Here is a 21,847-nt window from a genome sequence, read left to right as displayed (position 1 = left end):
AAGGATGTTAAGAACGATCTAATCAATCATCTCAAATCCACAATAAGGAACCAATACTTTCGGTATTTTGATGCCTTTTTCGGTTTGGCAATTCTCCAAAATTCCGGCCAAAACCCGAGGCAATGCCAAGGCACTACCATTTAAGGTATGGGCAAGTTGGCTTTTTCCATTTTCATCTTTGTAGCGTAATTTCAGGCGATTGGCCTGATAGGTCTCGAAGTTGGAGACCGAACTGATTTCTAGCCACCGATCTTGCGCCGTTGAGAACACCTCGAAGTCATAGGTGAGTGCTGCGGTAAACCCGAGGTCACCGCCACAAAGACGAAGAATGCGATACGGAAGTTTTAATTCGCGCAGAATGGTTTTTACATGTTCCACCATGCCATCCAAAGCCTTATAGGAATTCGTAGGATGTTCTACGCGAACGATCTCTACCTTATCGAACTGATGCAACCGGTTCAAGCCACGCACATGGGCTCCATAGCTTCCTGCTTCCCTTCTAAAACAAGGGGTGTAGGCCGTGTAGCAAATCGGAAAGTCTTTTTTGTTCAACAACTCGTTGCGGAATAGATTCGTTACCGGTACTTCGGCCGTTGGAATCAAATACAGGTCATCTTCCCCCACATGGTACATTTGCCCTTCCTTATCGGGCAGCTGTCCGGTGCCATAACCAGAAGTCGCATTCACTAAGTACGGTACTTGCATTTCAGTATAGCCGCTGGCCGTATTTTTATCCAGGAAATAAGAAATCAGCGCACGTTGTAACCGCGCCCCTTTACCCTTATACACCGGAAATCCCGCACCGGTTATTTTCACGCCCAGTTCAAAATCGATGATATTGTATTTGCTGGCCAGTTCCCAATGGGGCAAAGCGTTCGGGATTAATTTGGGGATGTCGCCCTCGACAAAAATCTCTTCGTTGTCTTCCTCAGAGTTCCCCGCTGCCACCGATTCATGGGGCACGTTGGGGATTTGGTACAGCAACACCTGTAATTCCTCGGCCGTAGTGTTCAGGGTATCGCCAAGTGATTTAGAGTCTTCCTTTAAGGCGACGGTCTTTTCCTTTAAAATGTTGGCCTCCTGTGCCTTTCCGCTTTTAAAAAGCATTCCGATTTCTTTGGAAAGCTTGTTGCTTTCGGCCAAAACGGCGTCGAGTTGGGTTTGGGTCGCTCTTCTCTTTTCATCCAAGCGGAGCACGTTCTCAACCAATGGCGCGGCATCGATGGTACGTTTTTTCAACGCCTGTATGATTTCGTCTTTTTTCTCACGGACCGTTTGTAGCTGTAGCATGCCAAATAGTGTTTAAGCCGCAAATTTAGGCTTAATCGTGGAATATGGCAATGGAAAGCTTATTCCAAATTCGAGGGCAGTATCCATTCATGATGATTGAAATGATTCCATTCCTCATTGGCCAAATCTACTTCAGGGTCTAAAAAAGGTCGGTAGGGTCTTCCGTTAATACTAATTTTGGAATCGACCACGTAGACCGACACGTTCTCCCCTTTTTCGGCGTATTCTTTTTTTAAGCGCTGTGCGAACTGCCAAGCGAAGTCAGGGTAAGCGGCAACCCTTGGCCGTTGTTTCTTACTCAAATATATTTTGGTATCCGCAAAGGTAAAATTACCATTTTCGTTGTTCACCACTTTAAAATTCGCTTTTCCACGGCGACTACGCAACATCATACGCCAACTGAGGCGATGGCCTTCTTCGGTCCATAAAACGGCATCCTTGAAAAAATAATGCCGAACGGGGAGTGCGAGCTGTACGAGGAAATAGATCCCGAAACCAGCGAGCAAAAAAGATTTGTAAGAAGGTATTGCAATACCGCCATCTACATAAAGAACCTTCTTTTTAAAGAAAATTCCCCTTATGGTCTCCGCCTCAAAAAAGAATACGGTAAAGGCAAGTGAGAGATAAGGAAATATGCCGATCTGAAAAACGATGGAATTGAACAAATGGAAAAAAATCGATGCAAAAAAGGCCCACTTTCGGGTAGGTTTCCAAAGCAATGCCGGTACGATCAAGAGATCAAAAAGAATACCACAAACACCGATAACTTTATGAACCCAGGGTTCCTGTAAAATAGAGCCGATAACATAGTAATCCGCTTTGTTCGACATTAGAACCTCTACCATACTAAAATCGAGCCAGTCGCCGTAGAGTTTAGCAATTGCCGCGTAGGTATAGACGATGAGCAGCTGTAACACGATCGTCCATTTTACCCAGCTCGGCATGTAATTTTTTTTGATCGAGGGATGCCGCTTCGCATCGACCGAGCAAAAACGATGGGCAGGGTAGCACGCCATAAACGCTGAAATAAGTACCAACAAATAATAATGGTTGTTGTAGGCCGATTTTTGCATCAGGTAGACCGCTGTCCATAGGAGTGTAAAGCTGATTACGGCAAACCGATAGTGGTAACCAATGGCTATCAACACCCCTAGTGTGCCCATTACGATAAAGTAAATGTACATGCCGGGCCCAGGGAGTGGCTGTAACCATTCGAAACCGATGAAATTAAAGGTGAACTGGGGTGCAACCAGCGTACGCTCGACCCACCCCGTAAGTATGGCGCCATAGCATTCCAAGGCCACTAAAATCCCAAAAAATATCCTAAAAATAATGAGCGGTGAATTGTCGACCTTCGAAAAAAGCAATCGGTTCAGCATCACTTGGCGATTAGTGCAAGAGCGGTCTTTTGATCCTTCTGAAGCTGTACTTTCAACGCGTCGACCGAATCGAATTTATGTTCGTCCCGCAGTCGGGCAAAACAGTTTACCTGTAATTGGCGGTCGTAGAGGTCATTTGCGAAATCGAAAAAATGGACTTCAATACTGCGATGTTTCCCGGCTACGGTAGGGTTATAGCCGATGTTCATCATACCGAAGACCTGTTTTCCGTCGATTTGGGAATGTACGACGTAAACTCCGTTCTTTGGGATAAGCTTGTAAGGCGCGTCTATATGTATATTCGCCGTTGGAAAATCGAGGTGGCGCCCGAGTCCCTTACCTTTTTTAACCGTTCCGGTGAGCATATACTCGTAACCGAGAAAGGCGTTCGCAGTCACAATATCGCCATCTTCCAGGGCTTTTCTGATTTTGGTGGAACTGACCGAGACACTATCGACTTCCATGGCTGATATTTCCTCTACCTCAAAATCGAGTGCATTGCCGAAAGCCTTTAAGTCGGTAATGTTCGCCGTTCTATTCCGACCGAACCTATGATCGTACCCAATGATTATTTTTTTTGCTTTCAAGGTGTTGACCAAAATGTCCCGAACGAATTCGGTCGCGGTTAAGCGCGAAAACTCTTTCGTAAAGGGATGCACAACGAGAATGTCAAGTCCAAGATTTTCCAAAATCCGGGTTTTTTCCTCTATGGTGTTCAAGAGCTTTAAATCGGTGTCTTTCTGAAGCACCATTCTCGGATGAGGAAAAAAAGTAAGTACGGTTGATTTGAGCTCTAGGCTCGTGGAATTGTTGATCAAACGTTTCAAAATCGTACGATGACCGATGTGTACACCATCAAAAGTGCCGATAGTTATCGCTGTGGAGTGTTTTTTATCGTATTTAACAATGTTTTGAACTGTTTCCAATATTTCGATACTAATAAAAAGGCCTATATTTGAGTTTAGGAAAATACCCCGAAAATGATTGCTAAATTACGTCTTGTTTTTACAATTACCATAGTATTTGCTTCCTTTTGGGGTTATTCACAGGATAATTACTGGCATCAGGTCCAGCGCGCGGATCATCCATCCAAAAACTTTTTACAGCAAATCGATGTCGAACATGCCAAAGTATTCGCTGTAGATGAGGGCAAGTTAAAAAGCAGTTTAAAAAACCTTTCGGCGGTTTCCAGGAATAGAACAAAGATTTATTTTCCCGATGAGACGGGGAAGAATTTGGCATTTTTCGTTTACGAATCCCCTGTATTGGCTCCCGAATTGGCCGCGAAATATCCGAATATCAAATCCTACAGGGGCCGAGGTATAGACGATGTCAATAGCGAGATTAGGTTCAGTGTCTCCCATAAGGGGTTTCAGGTGATGATGGTACATCCCGAAAAAACAGGGCATACCTACATCCAAAAAACATCCCAAAATGACTATGTAGCCTATTCAAGGCAAGGCCTTAGCAAGAAAGATAATGACTTTGTCTGCGAAACGAAATCCTCGGTTTCCAAGAATGTAGCCGGCACTACAGCGCGGCCAGTCGACGATAGGGTTTTGCGAAAATACCGACTTGCGGTCTCCGCCACTGGCGAGTATACGAATTTTCATGGCGGTACGATTGCCGATGCCCTGGCCGCCATCAATGCAACGGTAACCCGTATGAATCAGATTTTTGAGACCGATTTGGCCGTCACATTGGAAGTGATTGCCAATAATGATCAAGTAATCTTCACCAATGCTGCCGACGACCCGTACAGCGACAATCTCAATGTAGAAGTGCAAAGTACACTAACGGATATTATCGGAGAAGCGAATTACGACATTGGGCATTTATTTCATCAGGCAGGGAATGGGGGCGATGCTGGCTTTATAGGTAGAATTTGTGTAGACGGACAAAAAGGAAGCGCGTATTCATCAGCAGTAACCCCAAGCGGGGATACGTTCGACATAGATTTCGTTGCCCATGAAATCGGACATCAATTGGGGGCGAACCATTCGTGGTCCTTTGAGTCGGAGGGCACCGGAGTACAGGTCGAGCCAGGAAGTGGTACAACCATCATGGGGTATGCCGGGATTACCCAGGAAAATGACGTTGCCCTTAGGAGTGACGCCTATTTTCACTATGTAAGTATTGTCCAGATTATTGAAAACCTCAAGACAAAATCCTGCGGGGAGCTGTTGGTCTTAAGTAACAATCCACCGGTAATCGAATCTATCCCAGATTATGTGATTCCGACTTTTACGGCTTTTCAATTGGAAGGGAGCGCCGCGGATCCCGACACTGGGGATGTGCTCACATACGCGTGGGAACAAATAGATGATGGCGTTGTTGTACAAGGCTCTTTCGGCCCGGCTAGTCTGGTCGGCGCAAACTTCAGGTCGCGGGAACCGTCAACAGACCCAGGGCGATATTTTCCTTTGCTTGAACGTGTTCTGGATGGAAATCTTACGCAAACCGTACCGAGTGTTAATTCGGCTTGGGAAACGGTTTCTTCCATACAAAAAGATATGAATTTCGCCCTAACAGTACGGGATAATGCCGTCGGTGGTGGTCAGGTGGTTTCCGAATTGGTCAACGTGAGCGTCGTCGATACCGGTAGTGCGTTTAGCGTGAGCTCACAGCCCTCCGGAACAAGCTACGTTGCGGGCGAGATTCACGAAGTAACTTGGGTAGTTGCCAATACCAATGAAGCACCGGTGAATACGCCCTTGGTGGATATTTTTCTCTCTGTGGATGGTGGACTCACCTTCCCGATACTGTTGGCCGAAGCAACCGTGAACGATGGTTCGCACAACATACAACTTCCGGGTACTGCCACCACGAATGCACGGATCATGGTCAGGGGAAATGGGAACATTTTCTTTGCGGTGAACGAGGCGGATTTTACGATAGCGGAATCTCAAATAGTCCTGAACACCCCCCAAACCATCTATGAGGTCTGTCAGCCAAACGCGGCTGTGGTGCCTTTTGTTTACGAAACATATTCCGGTTTTTCGGAGGAAGTAATGTTTGAAGTCTCCGGACTCCCGGCGGGGGTCACAGCCGTTTTTTCACCTGCCTCGGCAAGCGCTAGCGATACACCGGTAACATTGACCATTAATGACACGGCCAACGCCGATGATGGCGATTATGCCATTACTGTTCGCGCGGTAGGAGCTTCACAAACAAAGGAGTTGCCCCTGCAACTATTGGTGTCGGGTAACGTTTTTCCGGAAGTAGACATTCTTAGCCCATTAAATGCTGCAGTAGACGTTTCTAAATGGCAGCTTTTCGAATGGGAAGACAATGCACTGTATACTTCCTACGATATCCAAATCGCTACCGATTCCGGTTTTGCGAATGTGATAGAAGCGGCCACCGTTTTCGATACGACCTTCAAGGCATCCAATTTGGATAATGGGGCGACGTATTTTTGGAGGTTACGCCCTAGGAACGGTTGTGGTGAAGGCAGTTTCGGATCTGGTCTAAGTTTTACGACTATCGAAGAAAATTGTGCCAACCGATCGGGTATTGGTTTGCCAATCGCCATTACTGATGAGGGCACACCTACTATTTCGTCAAAACTGATTTTTTATGATGACTTGCGGCTAACGGATTTGAAGGTTAATTTAGAACTGGACCACACATACCTTTCCGACTTGGTTATTACGCTAACTTCACCATCGGGAAAGGAAGCCGTTTTGGTCTCCAATTCGTGCGGGAACCTTCGCAATATAAATGCTACTTTCGACGATGATGCCAATGACTTCGTTTGTGGGGGTAATCCAGGAATTGCTGGTACTGTCGCTCCCTTGATTGGCTTCGATAACTTTAACGGGGAATCCATCGCAGGGGAATGGGTCTTAACCGTTAGAGATACCGAAAATATTGATGGAGGTTCGCTAATAGGCTTTTCGATGGATGTGTGTGTGGAGGGCGAATTTGCTCCCGATGAGGATAGCGACGGTGTTTTCGATGCTAACGACCTTTGCGCAGGCACTCCGCTCGGAACGGAAGTTGATCTGACGGGATGTCCCATATACAGGTTCGCAAACGACAACTTTACCATCCAGGCCACCAGCAAATCCTGTAGGACCGAAAATGATGGCAACATTACCATAGAATCTGCACAATCATTAGACCATACCGTTGTTATTACCGGTAACGGTGTAAATATAAGCGAAGGTTTTACCACAAGTTACAATCGTTCCGATCTCGATGCCGGGCTTTATAACGTATGTATTACGGCTTTTGATGATGGTAGGGAATACGAAGAAGTCTGTTTTGAAGTGACTATCTCGGAACCCGAAGCCCTTTCGGTCACCTCTAGACAAAGTTTAAATGAAAATAGTGTGGTCTTAAGCCTGAGTGGATCGGAAACGTATACTATTGAGCTTAATGGAGTCTTATCGCAGACCTCCGAAGATGAGGTTACCGTAGATCTTGAAAAAGGAAACAATGTTCTGAAAGTTACAGGAGCACTTTCTTGCCAGGGGTCTTATGAAGAGCGATTTTTTATCGCTAGCGGCATTTTATTCTATCCCAATCCAACGACTACTTCTTTGAATATCTATATCGAAGGGGGCGGTGAAGTCGATATAGCATTGTATGCCATTGATGGAAAATTGGTGCTAAGCCAGCGAAAGAATTTACAGCAAGCCGAAATGGAGTTGGATGTTTCCGATTTGTCGGCTGGTACTTACTTTCTAAAGGTAGATGGAAAAATGCAAAAGGGAAGCTATAAAATAATAAAGCAATGAAGACACTGAAAATATTTTTGATGTGCGCGCTTCTTGCAATAGGTTGCAAAAAAGACCCCAGTCCCCCAGGTGATGTGGTGCTGGTCTCACCGGAAAAGAATTCTGAATGTAGTCCTGTCAATAGTGACAGCGGCAATACCAATCTTGTACAGTTTTCGTGGCAGGCGGCGTCAAATACCGACTCCTATACGTTGCGGGTAAACGAACTGGATGCGGGAACGACCCAGATGAAGACCACAACAGCGCTTTCCGAAATCTTGGCAATTGAAAAAGGAACGCCTTTTTCCTGGTCGGTTACCGCAGAGAATGAGGAAGTGACCGAGACCAGTGTTAGTGAAACCTGGTTCTTCTTTAGTCCGGGAACGGAAACCAGTTTTGCGCCGTTTCCTGTCGAGATAGTTCGACCGAACGGCCCCAAAGTATTTATAGATGGGAATGGGGAAATTCTCTTGGAGTGGATCGGTTCCGATTTGGATAATGATATCGAGGGTTATGAATTGTATTTTGGCACAGTGGATAACCCCCCGGTCTTTGCATCACTGGGGGCAAATGAAACGAGCACCAAGGTATCGGTAATTACCGAAACGATATACTATTGGCGTTTGGTCACTACCGATCGCGAGGGGAATACATCGGATACGGGTATCTTGAGTTTTGAAGCCATATAGTAACTTTTACAATAGTCTATGTTCCGTTGTACTGGTTCATTGTAATCGACACTCCCGCGAGTACGAACGACCGTACCATTTCCGTAGCTCTAGCAATCCGCTCCTTGAGGGAAGCGTTTTCTTCATCGCCCCAGTTACCCAGTACGTATTCAATTTGCCTCCCTTTTCCGAAATCGGAACCGACCCCAAAACGCAGTCTGTTGTAAGCAGTTGTTTGCAAAAAGTTCTGAATGTCTTTCAATCCATTATGCCCACCGTCACTTCCCTTTGTTTTAAGCCGTAACGTGCCAAATGATAGATTGATGTCGTCGGTAATGACCAATACATTCGCCAATGGAATTTTTTCCTTTTCCATCCAATATTTGAGTGCTTTTCCGCTCCTATTCATATAAGTAGAGGGCTTTAGGCAAAGTACTGTTCTTCCTTTGGTCTTAAAACTTCCTACATCGCCCAACTTTTTGGTCTCAAAGACAAATCCTTCTGCCTTGGCAAGCGCATCCAAGACTTTAAAACCGATGTTATGCCTTGTTTCCAAATATTCGTCACCGATATTTCCCAGACCGACCACCAAAAATTTCCTCATACTATCTTGTTCTTCCGATATGCTAGGCGCAATAAATATGGATTTTAAAAAAGCTAACATCGTTTCCGTTGCATTTTCGTAAAAATACGAAAGCATCCCGAATCAGGAGAGCCCTGATAGGGAATGCTTTTGTTATACTATCAATAAATGGGTTATTCCCCACCTTCAGCTGCGGGAGCTTCAGTAGCTGCACCTTCCGCACCTTCTGCTGCGCCTTCGGCACCTTCTTCTCCTTCAACATCTTCCTCATCTTCCTCGACCTCTACCGCGGCACGGGCTGTTTTGACCTGTACGACAACTGTAGTATCTGGGTGAAGTATGGTAAAATCGTCGTTAAGCAAAGTAGCGACCGAAATGTTGTCACCGATTCTCAATTTGGAGATATCCACATCGAAAAAATCGGGAAGTTTGTCCGGCAGTGCCTTAATGGCCAGTTTCCGTTTTCTGAACAACAAACGACCACCGTTACGCACCCCTGGGGAATTCCCTTGAAGGCGAACAGGAATGTTCATGGTAACTTCCTTATCATCGAAAAGTTGGTAAAAATCGATATGCAAAATGCGATCCGTTACCGGATGAAACTGAATATCCTGCATAATGGCTTTTAGCTTTCCTTCTCCCAAGTCAACCTTTACGGTATGCGCGGCGGGGGTGTACACTAAATCCCTAAAAGCTAGTTCGGGTGCTGAAAAGTGTAATGGTTTTTCCCCTCCGTATACCACGCAAGGAACCAATCCAGCATTACGTAGGGCCTTCGTTGCCTTTTTGCCCACGCTTTCTCTTTCTGATCCTTTAATTGTAATTGACTTCATTGTGTTTAATTAAAAATGTATAAATAAAAACTAATAATTCGTTTCGTTACCATGGTCACTTCAGCTCCGCTTGGCCTTCTTCTCTCGTCTCTTTTCACCACAAAGCTACGGCACGTGGCTGAGCGTAGCCGAAGTCACATTAAAAACTTCGACGCAATCGAGGTGTTGTGGTGCACTCGGTGCATCACATCGGCAAAAAGGTGGCAACAGCTCACCACTTTTACCTTGTCGCTTTGCTTTCTTACAGGAATGGAATCGGTTACGATCAACTCCAATAACTGCGATTTTTCAATTTTTTCATAGGCATCTCCCGATAAAAGGCCGTGGGTGGTAATGGCTCGAACACTAAGTGCACCGCGCTCCATCATCAAATCGGCGGCTTTCGTCAAGGTACCTGCGGTATCGACCATATCGTCAACAAGAACCACATTTTTGCCTTCTACCTCGCCTATGAGTTCCATATGTGATATAACGTTGGCCTTTGCACGCTGTTTGTAACAGATAACCACATCGCATTCCAATGCCTTAGAATAGGCGTAGGCCCTTTTTGACCCACCCATATCCGGAGAGGCAATCATCAAATTGTCCAAGTTCAAATTCTTCAGATAAGGAAGGAACAAGGTGGACGCGAATAAATGGTCTACTGGTTTCTCGAAAAACCCTTGAATTTGATCGGCATGCAAATCCATGGTAATGATACGTGTCGCACCGGCCGTTTCCAACATCTTTGCGATCAACTTGGCGGCTATCGGCACGCGAGGTTTGTCTTTCCTATCCTGTCTTGCCCAACCGAAATAGGGCATTACCGCTGTTATATGCCTCGCCGATGCCCTCTTGGCTGCGTCTAGCATCAACAACATTTCCATCAGGTTCTCGGTGCTCGGGTGTGTTGACCCGATTAGAAAAATTCTGGCACCGCGAACAGACTCCTCGAAAGACGGTTGAAATTCGCCGTCACTATATCTTGATATGTGCACATTTCCCAAATCAGTACCGTACGACTTCGCTATTTTCTCAGCTAAATCCCTACTGTCGGAGCAGGCAAAAAACTTGGGTTCGGGAACTTGGTGTGACATTCGTATTTGTTTGTTTGGGCCCCTGATTTCTAGGGAGGTGCAAATTTAGAAATTAATTTGTCTTGCTAAAGGATAAATGTTGTTATTTTCAGTTTTAGATTGAAATATTTTTTTAGCTTTGCAGTCCGTTTGGAAAGATGTTGTCTTTATGGCCAACTTGCTCGAATGGCGGCCCCGAAGCATCGGGAGGTAGGCGCTAGATTTTAAATGGTTAAAACATAGTAGATGCTCGAGTGGCGGAACTGGTAGACCTGTCTGTCGACAGGCAGGCGCGCTTTGTTTGAAATAATGTAGTATGATGGTTGTTTACGCTATTGCGAGCATTGAACATAATTATATTTATGTTGGAATGACCAATAATTTGGAGAATCGATTGGCGAGGCATAATGGAGGTCGTGAAAGAACAACCAGGTTTTACGCTCCGTTTAAGACGATATACATTGAGGAGTGTAGTGATAGAGAATTTGCCAGGGTCCGGGAAAAATATTGGAAATCCGGAGTGGGCAAAGAGAGATTACGTGAATTAAGAAATAAGAAGATGCTCGAGTGGCGGAACTGGTAGACCTGTCTGCCGACAGGCAGGCGCGCTTTGTTTGAAATAATGTAGTATGATGGTTGTTTACGCTATTGCGAGCATTGAACATAATTATATTTATGTTGGAATGACCAATAATTTGGAGAATCGATTGGCGAGGCATAATGGAGGTCGTGAAAGAACAACCAAGTTTTACGCTACGTTTAAGACGATATACATTGAGGAGTGTAATGATAGAGAATCTGCTAGGGTCCGGGAAAAATATTGGAAATCCGGAGTGGGCAAAGAAAGATTACGTGAATTAAGAAATAAGAAGATGCTCGAGTGGCGGAACTGGTAGACCTGTCTGCCGACAGGCAGGCGCGCTTTGTTTGAAATAATGTAGTATGATGGTTGTTTACGCTATTGCGAGCATTGAACATAATTATATTTATGTTGGAATGACCAATAATTTGGAGAATCGATTGGCGAGGCATAATGGAGGTCGTGAAAGAACAACCAGGTTTTACGCTCCGTTTAAGACGATATACGTTGAGGAGTGTAATGATAGAGAATCTGCCAGGGTCCGGGAAAAATATTGGAGATCCGGAGTGGGCAAAGAGAAACTGCGTGAATTAAGAAATAAGAAGATGCTCGAGTGGCGGAACTGGTAGACGCGCTGGATTCAAAATCCAGTTCCTTTGGAGTGCGGGTTCGATTCCCGCCTCGAGTACTCAAAACCTTCCTTTTACCAGGGAAGGTTTTTTTATGACCTGTTACGTGGGTTCCCCCGAGGCTTCGGGGCCACCTTGAGTTCTGAAGACCTTCTCTTATTTAGAAAGGTTTTTTCGTTTTTTACTCTTTGTAGGGTTAAAGCCTACAGGCTTGCCTTTTTCGTGAATTTAAAGTTTGAAAATGTTGATTCCTAGTTGGAAATGCTTCAAGGCTTCATTGGAGAGTACATTTTTCCAATTGAAATGGAAAGCCTTCCTCACTCTAAGACTTCCATCATATCTTAAAAGGTTTTAAGTATGTGTAAGAAGTGTTCATTTCGCCATAGATTCCAACTGATTTAACTTGCGCCTATCTTACAAAAGCGTTGGCCATGCCGCCGTCGACGTTGATGATGTTCCCGGTGGTCTTGTCCAATATGCCCACGCATGCGAATACGCCGTTGGCGATGTCCTCGGGATAGATGATCTCGTTGAGCAGGTTGCGCTTGGCGTAGTGGGCGGGCAGCTCCTCGACGGTGATGCCGTAGGCCTTGGCCCGGCCCTCGGCCCAGTCGCCCTCCCATATCTTGCTCCCCACGATCACCCCGTCTGGGTTGACCGTGTTCACGCGTATCTTGTCGCCGCCCAGCTCGGCCGCCAACAGGCGCGCCATGTGCTGTTGGGCGGCCTTCGAGGTACCGTAGCCCACGTTGTTAGGCCCGGACACCAGCCCGTTCTTGCTCGCGATGCTGATGAAGTCGCCGCCCAGTCCCTGCTTGCGCATGATCGCGACGGCCTGCTTGGCGAGCTGGAACTGCCCCTTGACCAGTACGTCCTGCAGCAGGTCCCAGTCCTTTTCGGTCGTGTCCTCGATGGGCTTCGATATCGCTAGCCCCGCGCTGTGCACGACGATGTCGACGCCCCCGAACTCCAGACAGGCCTTCCCGTAGGCCCCGGCGATCGATGCGCCCTCGGTCACGTCGCAGACGGCATAGCTGGCGGTATCCCTCCCGTAGGTGGAAACACCTTCTTTGAGCCTGTCCTCCGCGATATCGGTCAGTACCACGTTGGCGCCTTCCTCGGCCAGTTTGTCGGCGATGGCCTTGCCGATCCCGCCGCCGGCGCCCGTTACCAGGGCCACTTTTCTGGATAATGGCTTTTCCTTGGGCATGCGCTGTAGTTTCGCCTCCTCCAGGAGCCAGTACTCGATATCGAAGGCCTCCTGCCGCGGCAGCGAGGTGTATTCGGTAATGGCCTCCGCACCGCGCATCACGTTGATGGCGTTCACGTAGAACTCGTTGGCGACACGGGTGGTCTGTTTGTTCTTGGCGAAGCTGAACATGCCCACGCCGGGGTATATGATGATCACCGGGTTGGCGTCGCGCACCGCCGGGCTGTTCTCCCGTTTGTGGGCATCGTAATAGTCCTGGTATCCTTGCCGGTACTCCTCGAAGGCCGGACGGAGCTTGGCCAGGACGGCCCCGGTATCGGAGAGGTCCTCCTTGGCATCCAAACGGAGTACCAAGGGCTGTATCTTGGTCCTGAGGAAATGGTCGGGGCAGCTGGTGCCCATTGGCGCTAGTCGCTCCAGGTCGTTGCTGTTGATGTACTCGAGCACCACGTCGCTATCGGTAAAATGGCCGATCATCCTGTTTTCGGAAGAGCACAGGCCCCGCAGCATGGGCATGAGTTGGGCCGCTTTCTCCAGGCGTTCCTCCTTGGGCAGGCTCTCTATTTTCTGTCCGCCGAAAACGCTCCCGTTCTCCTTTATCTTTTTTTCGATGAACTCCGAGGCCATCTCTATGACCTCCAGGCTGTTCATGTAACATTCGTGCGAGGTGTCGCCCCAGGTGAAGAGCCCGTGGCTGCCCAGCACGATCCCGCGGATGCCGGGGTTCTCGTTCAGGCACTTCTCCAGCTGTAGCCCCAGGTCGAAACCGGGCCGTTGCCAGGGCACCCAGCCCATGGTATCGCCCCAGATCTCCCTGGTCACCTTCTCGCTGTCCTTGGCGGCGGCCACCGCGATCAGCGCGTCGGGGTGCAGGTGGTCGATGTGCTTGAAGGGCAGCAGCCCGTGCAGGGGCGTGTCTATCGAGGGGGCCTTGCTGTCGAGGTCGTAGATGCAGTGGTTGAAGAGCCCTACCATGCGGTCCTCGTCGGCCAGGCCGCCGTAGACGTTCTTCAGGTCCCGCAGCCTATCGGTGTACAGCCCGGCGATACCCGCCTTGGTCAAGGTGCCTATGTCGCCCCCGGAGCCCTTGATCCACATCACCTCGACATCGGCATCGGTGAGCGGGTCCTTTTCGATGGTCTTGCAGCTGGTATTGCCCCCGCCGTAGTTGGTTATCCTCAGGTCGGCCCCAAGGATGTTGGAGCGGTAGAGGAACAATGCCACTTGGTCGTCGCCGAGCGCGGCGGCCTTCTTATCGTCCCAAAGGTGGTCGACGTACTTGAATCGCTGTGTAGTACTTTTCATCTATTCGTAGTATTGGTGTTGGTCAACGAAAATAAAATATACAGCGTGGTATTCTATCCTGTACTGTACCGTTCAAATATACAATCGAATAGGTTGTTTGAAGGTGGTTTCAGATTAGTTTTATGGCCACTACCGTAATAGACTGTATAAACTATGGTTGGGATGCTGCGTTAGCTCTTCAGCTTTCAAAATTTTTCGCCTGTAGGGCTGACAATTATAAAAAGGCAACTTTTTTTGGCAAACCGTGTTCGCGTCAACCAAAGGTTCACGGTTCAAGGACATCGCTAACGGAAATCGATGCTTTTGCCAGAAGTATTATGATACCTTATTGGGTCGCCCATTTCTTTTAGCTCAAAATCACAAGGAATAAGGGTTATTTCTTGGCGCCTAGAGCATCTGTCTTTTTAAAGTAGCCTGTCTCGGTTTGCGCTTGGTAAACAGTATACCACAGGATGGTTCGCACGAAAGCAGGCCTTACTTTTAGAGGCAACAGAAAATGATATAGGTTTATGAAAAAGTATATTTTACTCTTTTTGGGATTACCGCTAGGTGTTTTCGGGCAGGAAACGGAACTCTCGCTGCATGCGAGAGAAGCGAATGACCTTCAGATGGAAATCACGGAGAAGGGAGTTTATGATATTGAAACCACAGGTAAGGATCCTTATCTGTTTTCCAATCCTTTAGGTGCAGATTTGGATAAAGAGAACGACTATTTGGCATTTGAATATTTTTGCCCGACCGGGGTCGATTTTATCGAAGTTTATTTTTATCCGTTAAAAGAAGTGTTTGAACCCAAAATCGTCCGGGATATCGGGTCTACGGAAGGCTGGGTCGAATTTAAGATAGACATTAGTGAAGAATTGAAGGATTGGGGCAAGAAGGGCGAATACCTTCGGTTGGATTTTGGCGCGGCCCCAGCATTGAAAATTCAGATACGAAATTTGAAGCTCCGCCCACAAACCGAACGTGAAGCGGAAATAGAAGCAAAAAAAGAGGATCAGAAGAAGCAGGAAGCGATTCTCGAGAATAATTTGACTTCCTATTTGAATAATGACTTTCATAATCAAATATCACACGTCTTGGTATCCGATGACAAAGTACGGTTAGAAGGAACCGTATCGGATAGTAAAAATCTTTTTATCGCCGAAGTCAGTCCCTATGAACATAGTACAGAGCTGAAAACCTTTGAATCTGTGATACCCTTGAATTCTACCGAAAGTAAATTCAATATCGCCATAGACCGTACTGTGGATCGACATGGATTTACTCAGGATCGTGTTCTTTCAAAATGGATGGTAGTAGAAAAGGAGGGTGAACACTACAAAGCCGTCTCACACGCGCGGTATGCCGATTCCATCGTTCCTAAACATAACTATCCCTTTGTAAAACCAGCCACCAAGAAGGGATTGGGCGGCTACAGTATTGATCGTGAAGCACCCTATACCGATCTCGATGATTTGGGTATCACCAGTGCTACGGTCAATATTTTGGTTACCCGGCTGCTACGGTCGGGACCTTCGCCAAATAATATGGCTTTCGAATATATGGGGGCTACCTATTACGTAGATAAAGAAACCCTTGCACAACATGATAAGACGTTTCGTTCTACCGCGGAAAGGAACATCGAGGTATCGGCTATTTTGTTAGTAGACAAAGCCTCGAAAACCGAAGACGCTGAAATCGGGCGCATTTTTCAACATCCCGATTGTGACCCTGCTGGAATTTATAGTATGCCCAATTTAACTACTCCCGAGGGCGTACAATATTATGCGGCGGTACTTGATTTTTTGGCGAACCGCTACACAAGGCCGGATAAGAAGTACGGGCGCATTCACCATTGGATCATTCACAATGAGGTGGATGCGGGATGGGTTTGGACCAATGCCGGGGATAAAACTGCGCTGGTTTTTATGGATCTCTACCACAAATCGATGCGAATGTCACACAATATCGCTCGAAAATACAATTCCAATTCGAAGGTTTTTATCACGCTGACCCATTTTTGGAATTGGACTAATAATCCACATTTCTATCACTCTAAAGAACTGTTGGAGCAACTGCTGCAATTTTCCAAAGCGGAGGGTGATTTTGAATGGGCCATTGCACAACACCCTTATCCTGAATCGCTTCGGGAGCCAAAAACATGGTTGGACGAAAGAGTGAGTTTCGATTTTGATACCCAATTGATCACCTTCAAGAATACCGAGGTTTTGGACGCGTGGGTGCGTCAGCCCGAAGTTCTCTTTAAAGGGAAGACAAAGCGCTTGGTGTATCTCTCCGAGAACGGAACGAATTCGCCAACATACAGCGAACAAGATTTGCTGGAACAGGCCGCCGGAATGGCTTATGCCATGAAAAAAATCAAATATCTGGAGGGTATTGATGGTTTTCAGTACCATAACTGGCAGGATAATCGACAAGAGGGCGGATTGCGCATCGGGTTGCGCCGTTTTCCGGATGATGAGGAAGATCCGGGAGGTATCAAGCCAGTGTATCGGGTGTACCAAGCTTTTGGAACGGACCAGGAAGACGAAGTGTACGACCCGTACAAAAAAATAATCGGAATCGAGAGCTGGGACGAGATTCGGCGTGAGGTAAAAATCGATTGATTCAAGTAATACTGGTACGAAAATGACTTATTTCAAGACATGCTTATATGTTGTGCTGCTCTTTGTACTTGGTTGTAAGTCTACGACAAAAGAGGAAAAAGTAGCAGAACGAACGACCACACGACCGAATATTATTTTTATCCTTGCCGATGATTACGGTATTATGGACAGTCAGGCTTATGCCCATAAATTTACGGATAGCCCTACTTCCGATATGTTTTATGAAACGCCTAATATTGACCGCTTGATTCACGAGGGGGTAGCTTTTTCGCAAGCCTACGCCAATCAATTATGTTCGCCGACACGCGCCAGTATTTTAACCGGAAAGTTCGCAAGTCGAATGGGATTCACTACGGCCATGCCGCCTAGACCTACGTATTACAATCAAAATTTACCGGCGCCCCAAGGCTATCTTATGCATGATGTGTTAGAACATAAAGATGATATCAAAATCGAACAAGCCCTTATCAACGGCACTTCCAATTCCGCTGTGTCCGCAGGAACGACATACGATGCTGGCAGGGATGAACTCTCGCTTGCCGAGGCTCTGACCGATTATCATTCCGCTTTTATCGGGAAATGGCATATTGGCGGTTTCGGGGCCAACGGTTACCAACCTGCCGACCAAGGTTTCGAACCCTTGGCCTGGTATGATGCTGGTGGTTCCGATTATTTTGATTGGAGAAAGAGCTGGGACAATACCTCTACCGCGGGATACCCGAAGATTCCACAGGAAAAGATGCATATGGGAAATTCGGGTCAAGAAACCGGAGCCAACTATTTGACCGATGATCTGACGCTCCAAGCATTGAATTTTATTGAAGAAAGTTCGAAATCCAAGACACGACCCTTCTTCCTCTATTTTTCACATTTTGCCGTGCATGCGCCGTATGAAGGTAAATCCGATGAAGTCACTTATTTTGAAGAAAAACCTACGAAAGGATGGAATGGGCACAAAGACCCCGTCTATGCAGCCATGGTAAAGAGTATGGACCGTTCAGTGGGGGCGATTCTGGACAAGCTCGAAGAGACGGGCCTAGATGAAAATACCTTGGTGGTCTTTATGTCGGATAATGGCGGTATCGATTCCAGTATTACCCCAAATGATACGGGAACGGATAACAGTCCATTCTTAGGAGGGAAAGCTTGTTTGACCGAAGGAGGCATTCGTGTGCCCCTACTATTTCGGTGGAAAAATAAAATTAAGGAAGGACAATGGGTAGACACGCCCGTAGATTGTACCGATATTTTCCCGACCCTGTTGGAAGCGGCTGGTTATGATTCTGAAGCGATATCCAAGAAAAATTCGCTCGATGGCCAAAGTATGTTCACCGTGCTTTCCGATGTAACGAATAGCAAAAACAGCTATACCAAAAAGGTCCGTTATTGGCACTACCCTTTTAACGTGATCTATAATAGTCCTTTTGAACCGTTCGCGCTAACCCCGCATTCCGCCATTCGTGATGGTAATCATAAATTGATTTTTGATTGGTACGGGCGATTGCATCTCTACGATATCGAAACCGACCCATTTGAAAAAAATGATTTGGCGGAAACACGGCCGGAACTACGAAACAAGCTGTTTGAAAAATTAATGGAGTGGTTGTCAGCCAATGTAGCGCAGCGATATTGGCCCGCATTGAATCCAAGCTATAACCCGGAAAAAGAGGCACGCGGTACTCCTTTTGTTAATCTATTCGAAACCTATCGCCAAAATCAGGAAAATGGAGGTTAGCCCTTAATCCATTTCAGCGATTTTAACGTATATCATGCATTTTAAGAATTTCTAAAGCACTTATGATAAATATTAATTTCATATTCAAACTTTTAGCCTCACTCGTATTAAGAGCTTTTCCCTTAGGTCTCGCTAGCGTATTGGCCGTACTTTTTTTGTCCTGTGAAGAAAAGAAATCCCAAGTGCCTGCGCGACCTAATATCATCTTGATTGTTGCAGATGATCTAGGATATAGTGACATAGGTGCTTATGGTGGGGAAATCTTTACACCTAACTTAAATCAAATGGCAAAGGAGGGAATACGTCTTTCCAACATGCACAATGCCGGGATGTGTGTCATTTCCCGTAGCTCTATGCTCTCGGGGCAATGGTGGCCAAAAGTCGGTTTTGGGATTGAGAAAGGCACCAATCTTGCACAGGTGCTACAAAGTGAGGGCTATCGCACCGGATTGGTCGGCAAATGGCATCTGGACGGCGAACCAAACGACAAAGGTTTTGATTCGTTTTTTGGATTTTTAGGCGGCTATTCGTCCTATTTTAATGGAAGTACCGATTATCGCATGAATAAAGAGGTATATGATGATTTTGGTGAAAATTTTTACAGTACCGATGCCTTTAGTGCAAAAGCGGTTGATTTCATTAGTCCAAAGTCAGATGAAGAAGATGATCCTTTTTTCCTCTATCTGAGTTATCAGGCTCCGCACAATCCATTGCAGGCGTACAAGGAGGATATCATGGCCTACCGTGGAAGCTATTCCAAAGGATGGCAGGCGGTACGTGATGCCAGGGTCCAAAAGCAGTTGACCCTCGGTTTGTTGAATGCCGATACGCCTTTGCCCGAATACCCTGAAAATTTACCTGATTGGGAAACACTCTCCCCAGCGCAAAAAGATTTAGAGGATTTACGAATGGCCGTCTATGCTGCGATGGTCGAACGAATGGATAGAGGTATCGGCCAATTAATGGCGGCTTTAAAAGCCAATGGGCAAGATCAAAATACGTTGATTTTGTTTTTGAGCGATAATGGTACTGATTCTTTTTCGGTCATGGACTCCGTAATGCTCTCAAAAGGGCTTTTGCCCGGTGATGCGGGTTCTAATTACCAGCCAGGTACCGGATGGGCATATGCCAGTGTCACTCCAAAAAGGCTTTATAAAATCAGTCAACATGGAGGAGGGGTAAAAACAGGTGCCTTAGCTTGGTGGCCGGCGCGTATCGACCGACCGAATGTTATCAAGTCGGAACCCCTGCACGTAGTTGATATTATGCCTACGGTTCTAGAGGCTGCAGGAATCACCGATTCCAACACTTTAGCAAATAGTAGCGCTTTTGCGGGGAAATCGGTGTTACCCATCTTAAATGGAGAACCCTGGGAACGCAAATCGCCACTTTTCTTTCAATTTATGGACAATCGTGCCATTCGCACTGACACTTGGAGTCTAGTGGAAGTTGATGGGAGCGGTTGGGAACTTTATGACAATGACAAAGATCCCTTAGAGACCTCTGATGTTTCCCGGGAGCACCCAAGTATCGTAAATGAATTGGAAAACAAGTGGTTGGCTTGGTGGGTTGCCGAAAGCGGTACTAACGATTATAAACCTGAAAGTACAATGAAGAGCCCACACTATTCTCCCCAAGGCGACCGGGGTTCGGGTAAAGTGTATGTGCCATCGGCTATGCCTGACAGCCTGAGTTTTGAATTGGGCAAAGTGACCATTGAGTGATTAGTTCGATACTTCTTTCAATTCCTGTAATAGTTCCAAGGGACTCTTATTCATTTGGTACCCCCATCCTTCCTCCGGCCTTGCTTCCAGAAAATCCGATGGCCCATAAAACTTGTCCTGCAAGCGTCCCATCCATTCCCAAGTCATCTTTTCTAACTTCTCTCTTTTCGCACTGTATTTCGGGTTTCTAAAAAGATTGTTTAGTTGATTTGGATCGTTCTGGCGGTCGTATAGCACATTTAAAATTTCCAAAGAATCCTGACCTATCGCAAAAGTAAACTCCTTGGTCACCACCCCGCGCCAATTGTTTTTCTGTCGCTCACCTCTGTTCATATTCCATAAGGGAACGTAAGTTGGGCTATCGGCGGATATATCTTGCAATTGCTTAGAAAGGTTTTTGCCATCATACTTTTGATTACTTTCGATATCCATCAAACCCAATACCGTTGGCATGATATCCATGGTACCGAGCAATACCTCGGAACTGGCTCCTTTGGGGATTTTTTTAGGAAATTTTATCAAAAACGGTATATGGTTGGAGTAATCATGGGGATACTGTTTGGGTAGCACTGCATTGTGGGATTCCAACATATCCCCATGATCTGCCGAAAAAAGTGTTACCGTATTTTCTTCTAATTTCAGCTCTTTAAGTTTATCCATCAACATTCCAAACGCCTTATCCACACCACTTATCATGGCCATATGGCCATGATACATTCGTTTTCGGTCGGGAGTAGATTTCAATCCCGGCCGCATTTTTATAGAATCCCTATCGTATAGTGCCATCAGCTCCTCCAAAGTATCATATCGGTAGTGCATTTTCCCATCCTGCCCCTTAAATTTGCCCCAATCGTGCGGTGGGTGCCAAGAAACTATTAGCGCAAAGGGTCTTTCGGGATCAATATCGTCCAAATAGGAGAGCGCCTGTTTCGTTTGCCCATATACTTCCCATTCGTCAAAATATTCCTTTTCACCTTTGTCGTTCCAAAAATAAGCTTCACCAGCTCTAAAATCCGTTTGGCAATTGTTGGTCAACAACGTATCAAAACCGTAGCGCATTTTACCTTTTGGAATGGGTCTATCCCGATCGCCTCCCAGTAAATGCCATTTCCCAATATAGGCGGTCTGGTAACCTTCTTCCTTTAAAATCTGACCCAATAACTTCGTCTTGTGGGGTAGGAGTGGGGTATCATTCGTAAAAGCACCATTTTTTAAAGGATGCATACCACTCATTATCATACCTCGGAAGGGCGTGCAAACGGGTTGGCTTGAGAATGCATTTGCGAGGAGCATGCCTTCTTTTGCGAACTGATCCAGATTCGGGGTGATAATTTGCTCGTTACCATAGGCCCCTATCATATCAAAAGAATGCTGATCGGAGAGTGCGATAAGAAGATTGGGACGCGAAGATCGCGTGTTTTCAGATGCTTGTTCTCCGCCATCTTTACAAGAGAATAGAAAGCAAGAGATACACAAAAGAAATACGGAAGTCTTTTTCATGGGATGTTTCAAAATATGCAACG

The 21,847-nt window shown here is 46.3% G+C and carries 16 protein-coding genes and 1 tRNA gene; 9 read left to right on the top strand and 8 right to left on the bottom strand.

Going from position 1 to position 21,847, the window contains the following annotated elements:
• Nucleotides 1-18: 18 nt before the first annotated feature.
• The 3 genes from serS to FGM00_RS15170 are packed head-to-tail and all read right to left on the bottom strand — an operon-like array spanning nucleotide 19 to nucleotide 3,595.
• Complete coding sequence (gene serS / locus FGM00_RS15180) at nucleotides 19-1,290, bottom strand: serine--tRNA ligase (RefSeq protein WP_138853725.1); 1,272 nt, start codon at nucleotides 1,288-1,290, stop codon at nucleotides 19-21.
• Nucleotides 1,291-1,349: 59 nt separating this feature from the next.
• A complete protein-coding gene (locus FGM00_RS15175; RefSeq protein ID WP_138853724.1) occupies nucleotides 1,350-2,669 on the bottom strand; it encodes an HTTM domain-containing protein in 1,320 nt (439 codons plus the stop codon).
• Nucleotides 2,669-3,595 carry a bifunctional riboflavin kinase/FAD synthetase gene (locus tag FGM00_RS15170; RefSeq protein WP_138853723.1) on the bottom strand — a complete coding sequence of 309 codons (927 nt, stop codon included), beginning with the start codon at nucleotides 3,593-3,595 and terminating at the stop codon, nucleotides 2,669-2,671. The genes FGM00_RS15175 and FGM00_RS15170 overlap by 1 nt, the downstream gene beginning before the upstream one ends.
• Before the next feature lie 54 nt (nucleotides 3,596-3,649).
• On the opposite strand from FGM00_RS15170, the gene FGM00_RS15165 reads away from it, so the two are divergent.
• Together FGM00_RS15165 and FGM00_RS15160 are read left to right on the top strand one after the other, a co-directional pair.
• Nucleotides 3,650-7,414: a zinc-dependent metalloprotease gene (locus FGM00_RS15165; RefSeq protein WP_138853722.1), complete on the top strand. Its 3,765-nt coding sequence runs from the start codon at nucleotides 3,650-3,652 to the stop codon at nucleotides 7,412-7,414.
• Nucleotides 7,411-8,082 carry a fibronectin type III domain-containing protein gene (locus FGM00_RS15160; protein ID WP_236262811.1) on the top strand — a complete coding sequence of 224 codons (672 nt, stop codon included), beginning with the start codon at nucleotides 7,411-7,413 and terminating at the stop codon, nucleotides 8,080-8,082. The genes FGM00_RS15165 and FGM00_RS15160 overlap by 4 nt, the downstream gene beginning before the upstream one ends.
• A gap of 16 nt (nucleotides 8,083-8,098) precedes the next feature.
• Here FGM00_RS15160 and pth read toward each other — a convergent pair whose 3' ends face one another.
• The 3 genes from pth to FGM00_RS15145 all read right to left on the bottom strand — a co-directional run bounded on the left by pth (nucleotide 8,099) and on the right by FGM00_RS15145 (nucleotide 10,553).
• Complete coding sequence (pth, locus tag FGM00_RS15155; RefSeq protein WP_138853721.1) at nucleotides 8,099-8,725, bottom strand: aminoacyl-tRNA hydrolase; 627 nt, start codon at nucleotides 8,723-8,725, stop codon at nucleotides 8,099-8,101.
• Between the two features lie 92 nt (nucleotides 8,726-8,817).
• Nucleotides 8,818-9,477 (bottom strand): 50S ribosomal protein L25/general stress protein Ctc, encoded by a 660-nt coding sequence (locus tag FGM00_RS15150; RefSeq protein ID WP_138853720.1) that lies wholly within the window; start codon nucleotides 9,475-9,477, stop codon nucleotides 8,818-8,820.
• A gap of 134 nt (nucleotides 9,478-9,611) precedes the next feature.
• Nucleotides 9,612-10,553 (bottom strand): ribose-phosphate pyrophosphokinase, encoded by a 942-nt coding sequence (locus FGM00_RS15145; RefSeq protein WP_138853719.1) that lies wholly within the window; start codon nucleotides 10,551-10,553, stop codon nucleotides 9,612-9,614.
• Between the two features lie 295 nt (nucleotides 10,554-10,848).
• Here FGM00_RS15145 and FGM00_RS15140 point away from each other — a divergent pair, with 295 nt between their 5' ends.
• The 4 genes from FGM00_RS15140 (at nucleotide 10,849) to FGM00_RS15125 (ending at nucleotide 11,800) form a co-directional block, all read left to right on the top strand.
• Nucleotides 10,849-11,115 (top strand): GIY-YIG nuclease family protein, encoded by a 267-nt coding sequence (locus FGM00_RS15140; protein WP_138853718.1) that lies wholly within the window; start codon nucleotides 10,849-10,851, stop codon nucleotides 11,113-11,115.
• A gap of 46 nt (nucleotides 11,116-11,161) precedes the next feature.
• Entirely contained in the window at nucleotides 11,162-11,428 is a 267-nt protein-coding gene (locus tag FGM00_RS15135) for a GIY-YIG nuclease family protein (protein WP_138853717.1), read from the top strand.
• A 46-nt stretch (nucleotides 11,429-11,474) separates the two neighbouring features.
• Nucleotides 11,475-11,741: a GIY-YIG nuclease family protein gene (locus FGM00_RS15130; protein WP_138853716.1), complete on the top strand. Its 267-nt coding sequence runs from the start codon at nucleotides 11,475-11,477 to the stop codon at nucleotides 11,739-11,741.
• Nucleotides 11,720-11,800, top strand: a tRNA-Leu gene (locus tag FGM00_RS15125). The genes FGM00_RS15130 and FGM00_RS15125 overlap by 22 nt, the downstream gene beginning before the upstream one ends.
• Before the next feature lie 350 nt (nucleotides 11,801-12,150).
• Here FGM00_RS15125 and FGM00_RS15120 read toward each other — a convergent pair.
• Nucleotides 12,151-14,256: a bifunctional aldolase/short-chain dehydrogenase gene (locus tag FGM00_RS15120; RefSeq protein ID WP_138853715.1), complete on the bottom strand. Its 2,106-nt coding sequence runs from the start codon at nucleotides 14,254-14,256 to the stop codon at nucleotides 12,151-12,153.
• A gap of 509 nt (nucleotides 14,257-14,765) precedes the next feature.
• On the opposite strand from FGM00_RS15120, the gene FGM00_RS15115 reads away from it, so the two are divergent.
• From FGM00_RS15115 to FGM00_RS15105, 3 genes are all read left to right on the top strand, one after another.
• Nucleotides 14,766-16,865, top strand: a complete 2,100-nt coding sequence (locus tag FGM00_RS15115) for a DUF5722 domain-containing protein (protein WP_138853714.1) — start codon at nucleotides 14,766-14,768, stop codon at nucleotides 16,863-16,865.
• Nucleotides 16,866-16,887: 22 nt separating this feature from the next.
• On the top strand, nucleotides 16,888-18,600 hold the full coding sequence (locus FGM00_RS15110; protein WP_138853713.1) for a sulfatase: 1,713 nt from the start codon (nucleotides 16,888-16,890) through the stop codon (nucleotides 18,598-18,600).
• A 62-nt stretch (nucleotides 18,601-18,662) separates the two neighbouring features.
• Entirely contained in the window at nucleotides 18,663-20,324 is a 1,662-nt protein-coding gene (locus FGM00_RS15105; RefSeq protein WP_138853712.1) for an arylsulfatase, read from the top strand.
• On the opposite strand, the gene FGM00_RS15100 is transcribed toward FGM00_RS15105, so the two are convergent.
• Nucleotides 20,325-21,824 (bottom strand): sulfatase family protein, encoded by a 1,500-nt coding sequence (locus tag FGM00_RS15100; RefSeq protein WP_138853711.1) that lies wholly within the window; start codon nucleotides 21,822-21,824, stop codon nucleotides 20,325-20,327.
• Nucleotides 21,825-21,847: the final 23 nt, after the last annotated feature.

The organism is Aggregatimonas sangjinii (genome assembly GCF_005943945.1).
Taxonomy (GTDB): domain Bacteria; phylum Bacteroidota; class Bacteroidia; order Flavobacteriales; family Flavobacteriaceae; genus Pelagihabitans; species Pelagihabitans sangjinii.
The sequence above is the reverse complement of the archived record's forward strand: the minus strand, read 5'-3'. Positions and strand labels throughout refer to the sequence as shown.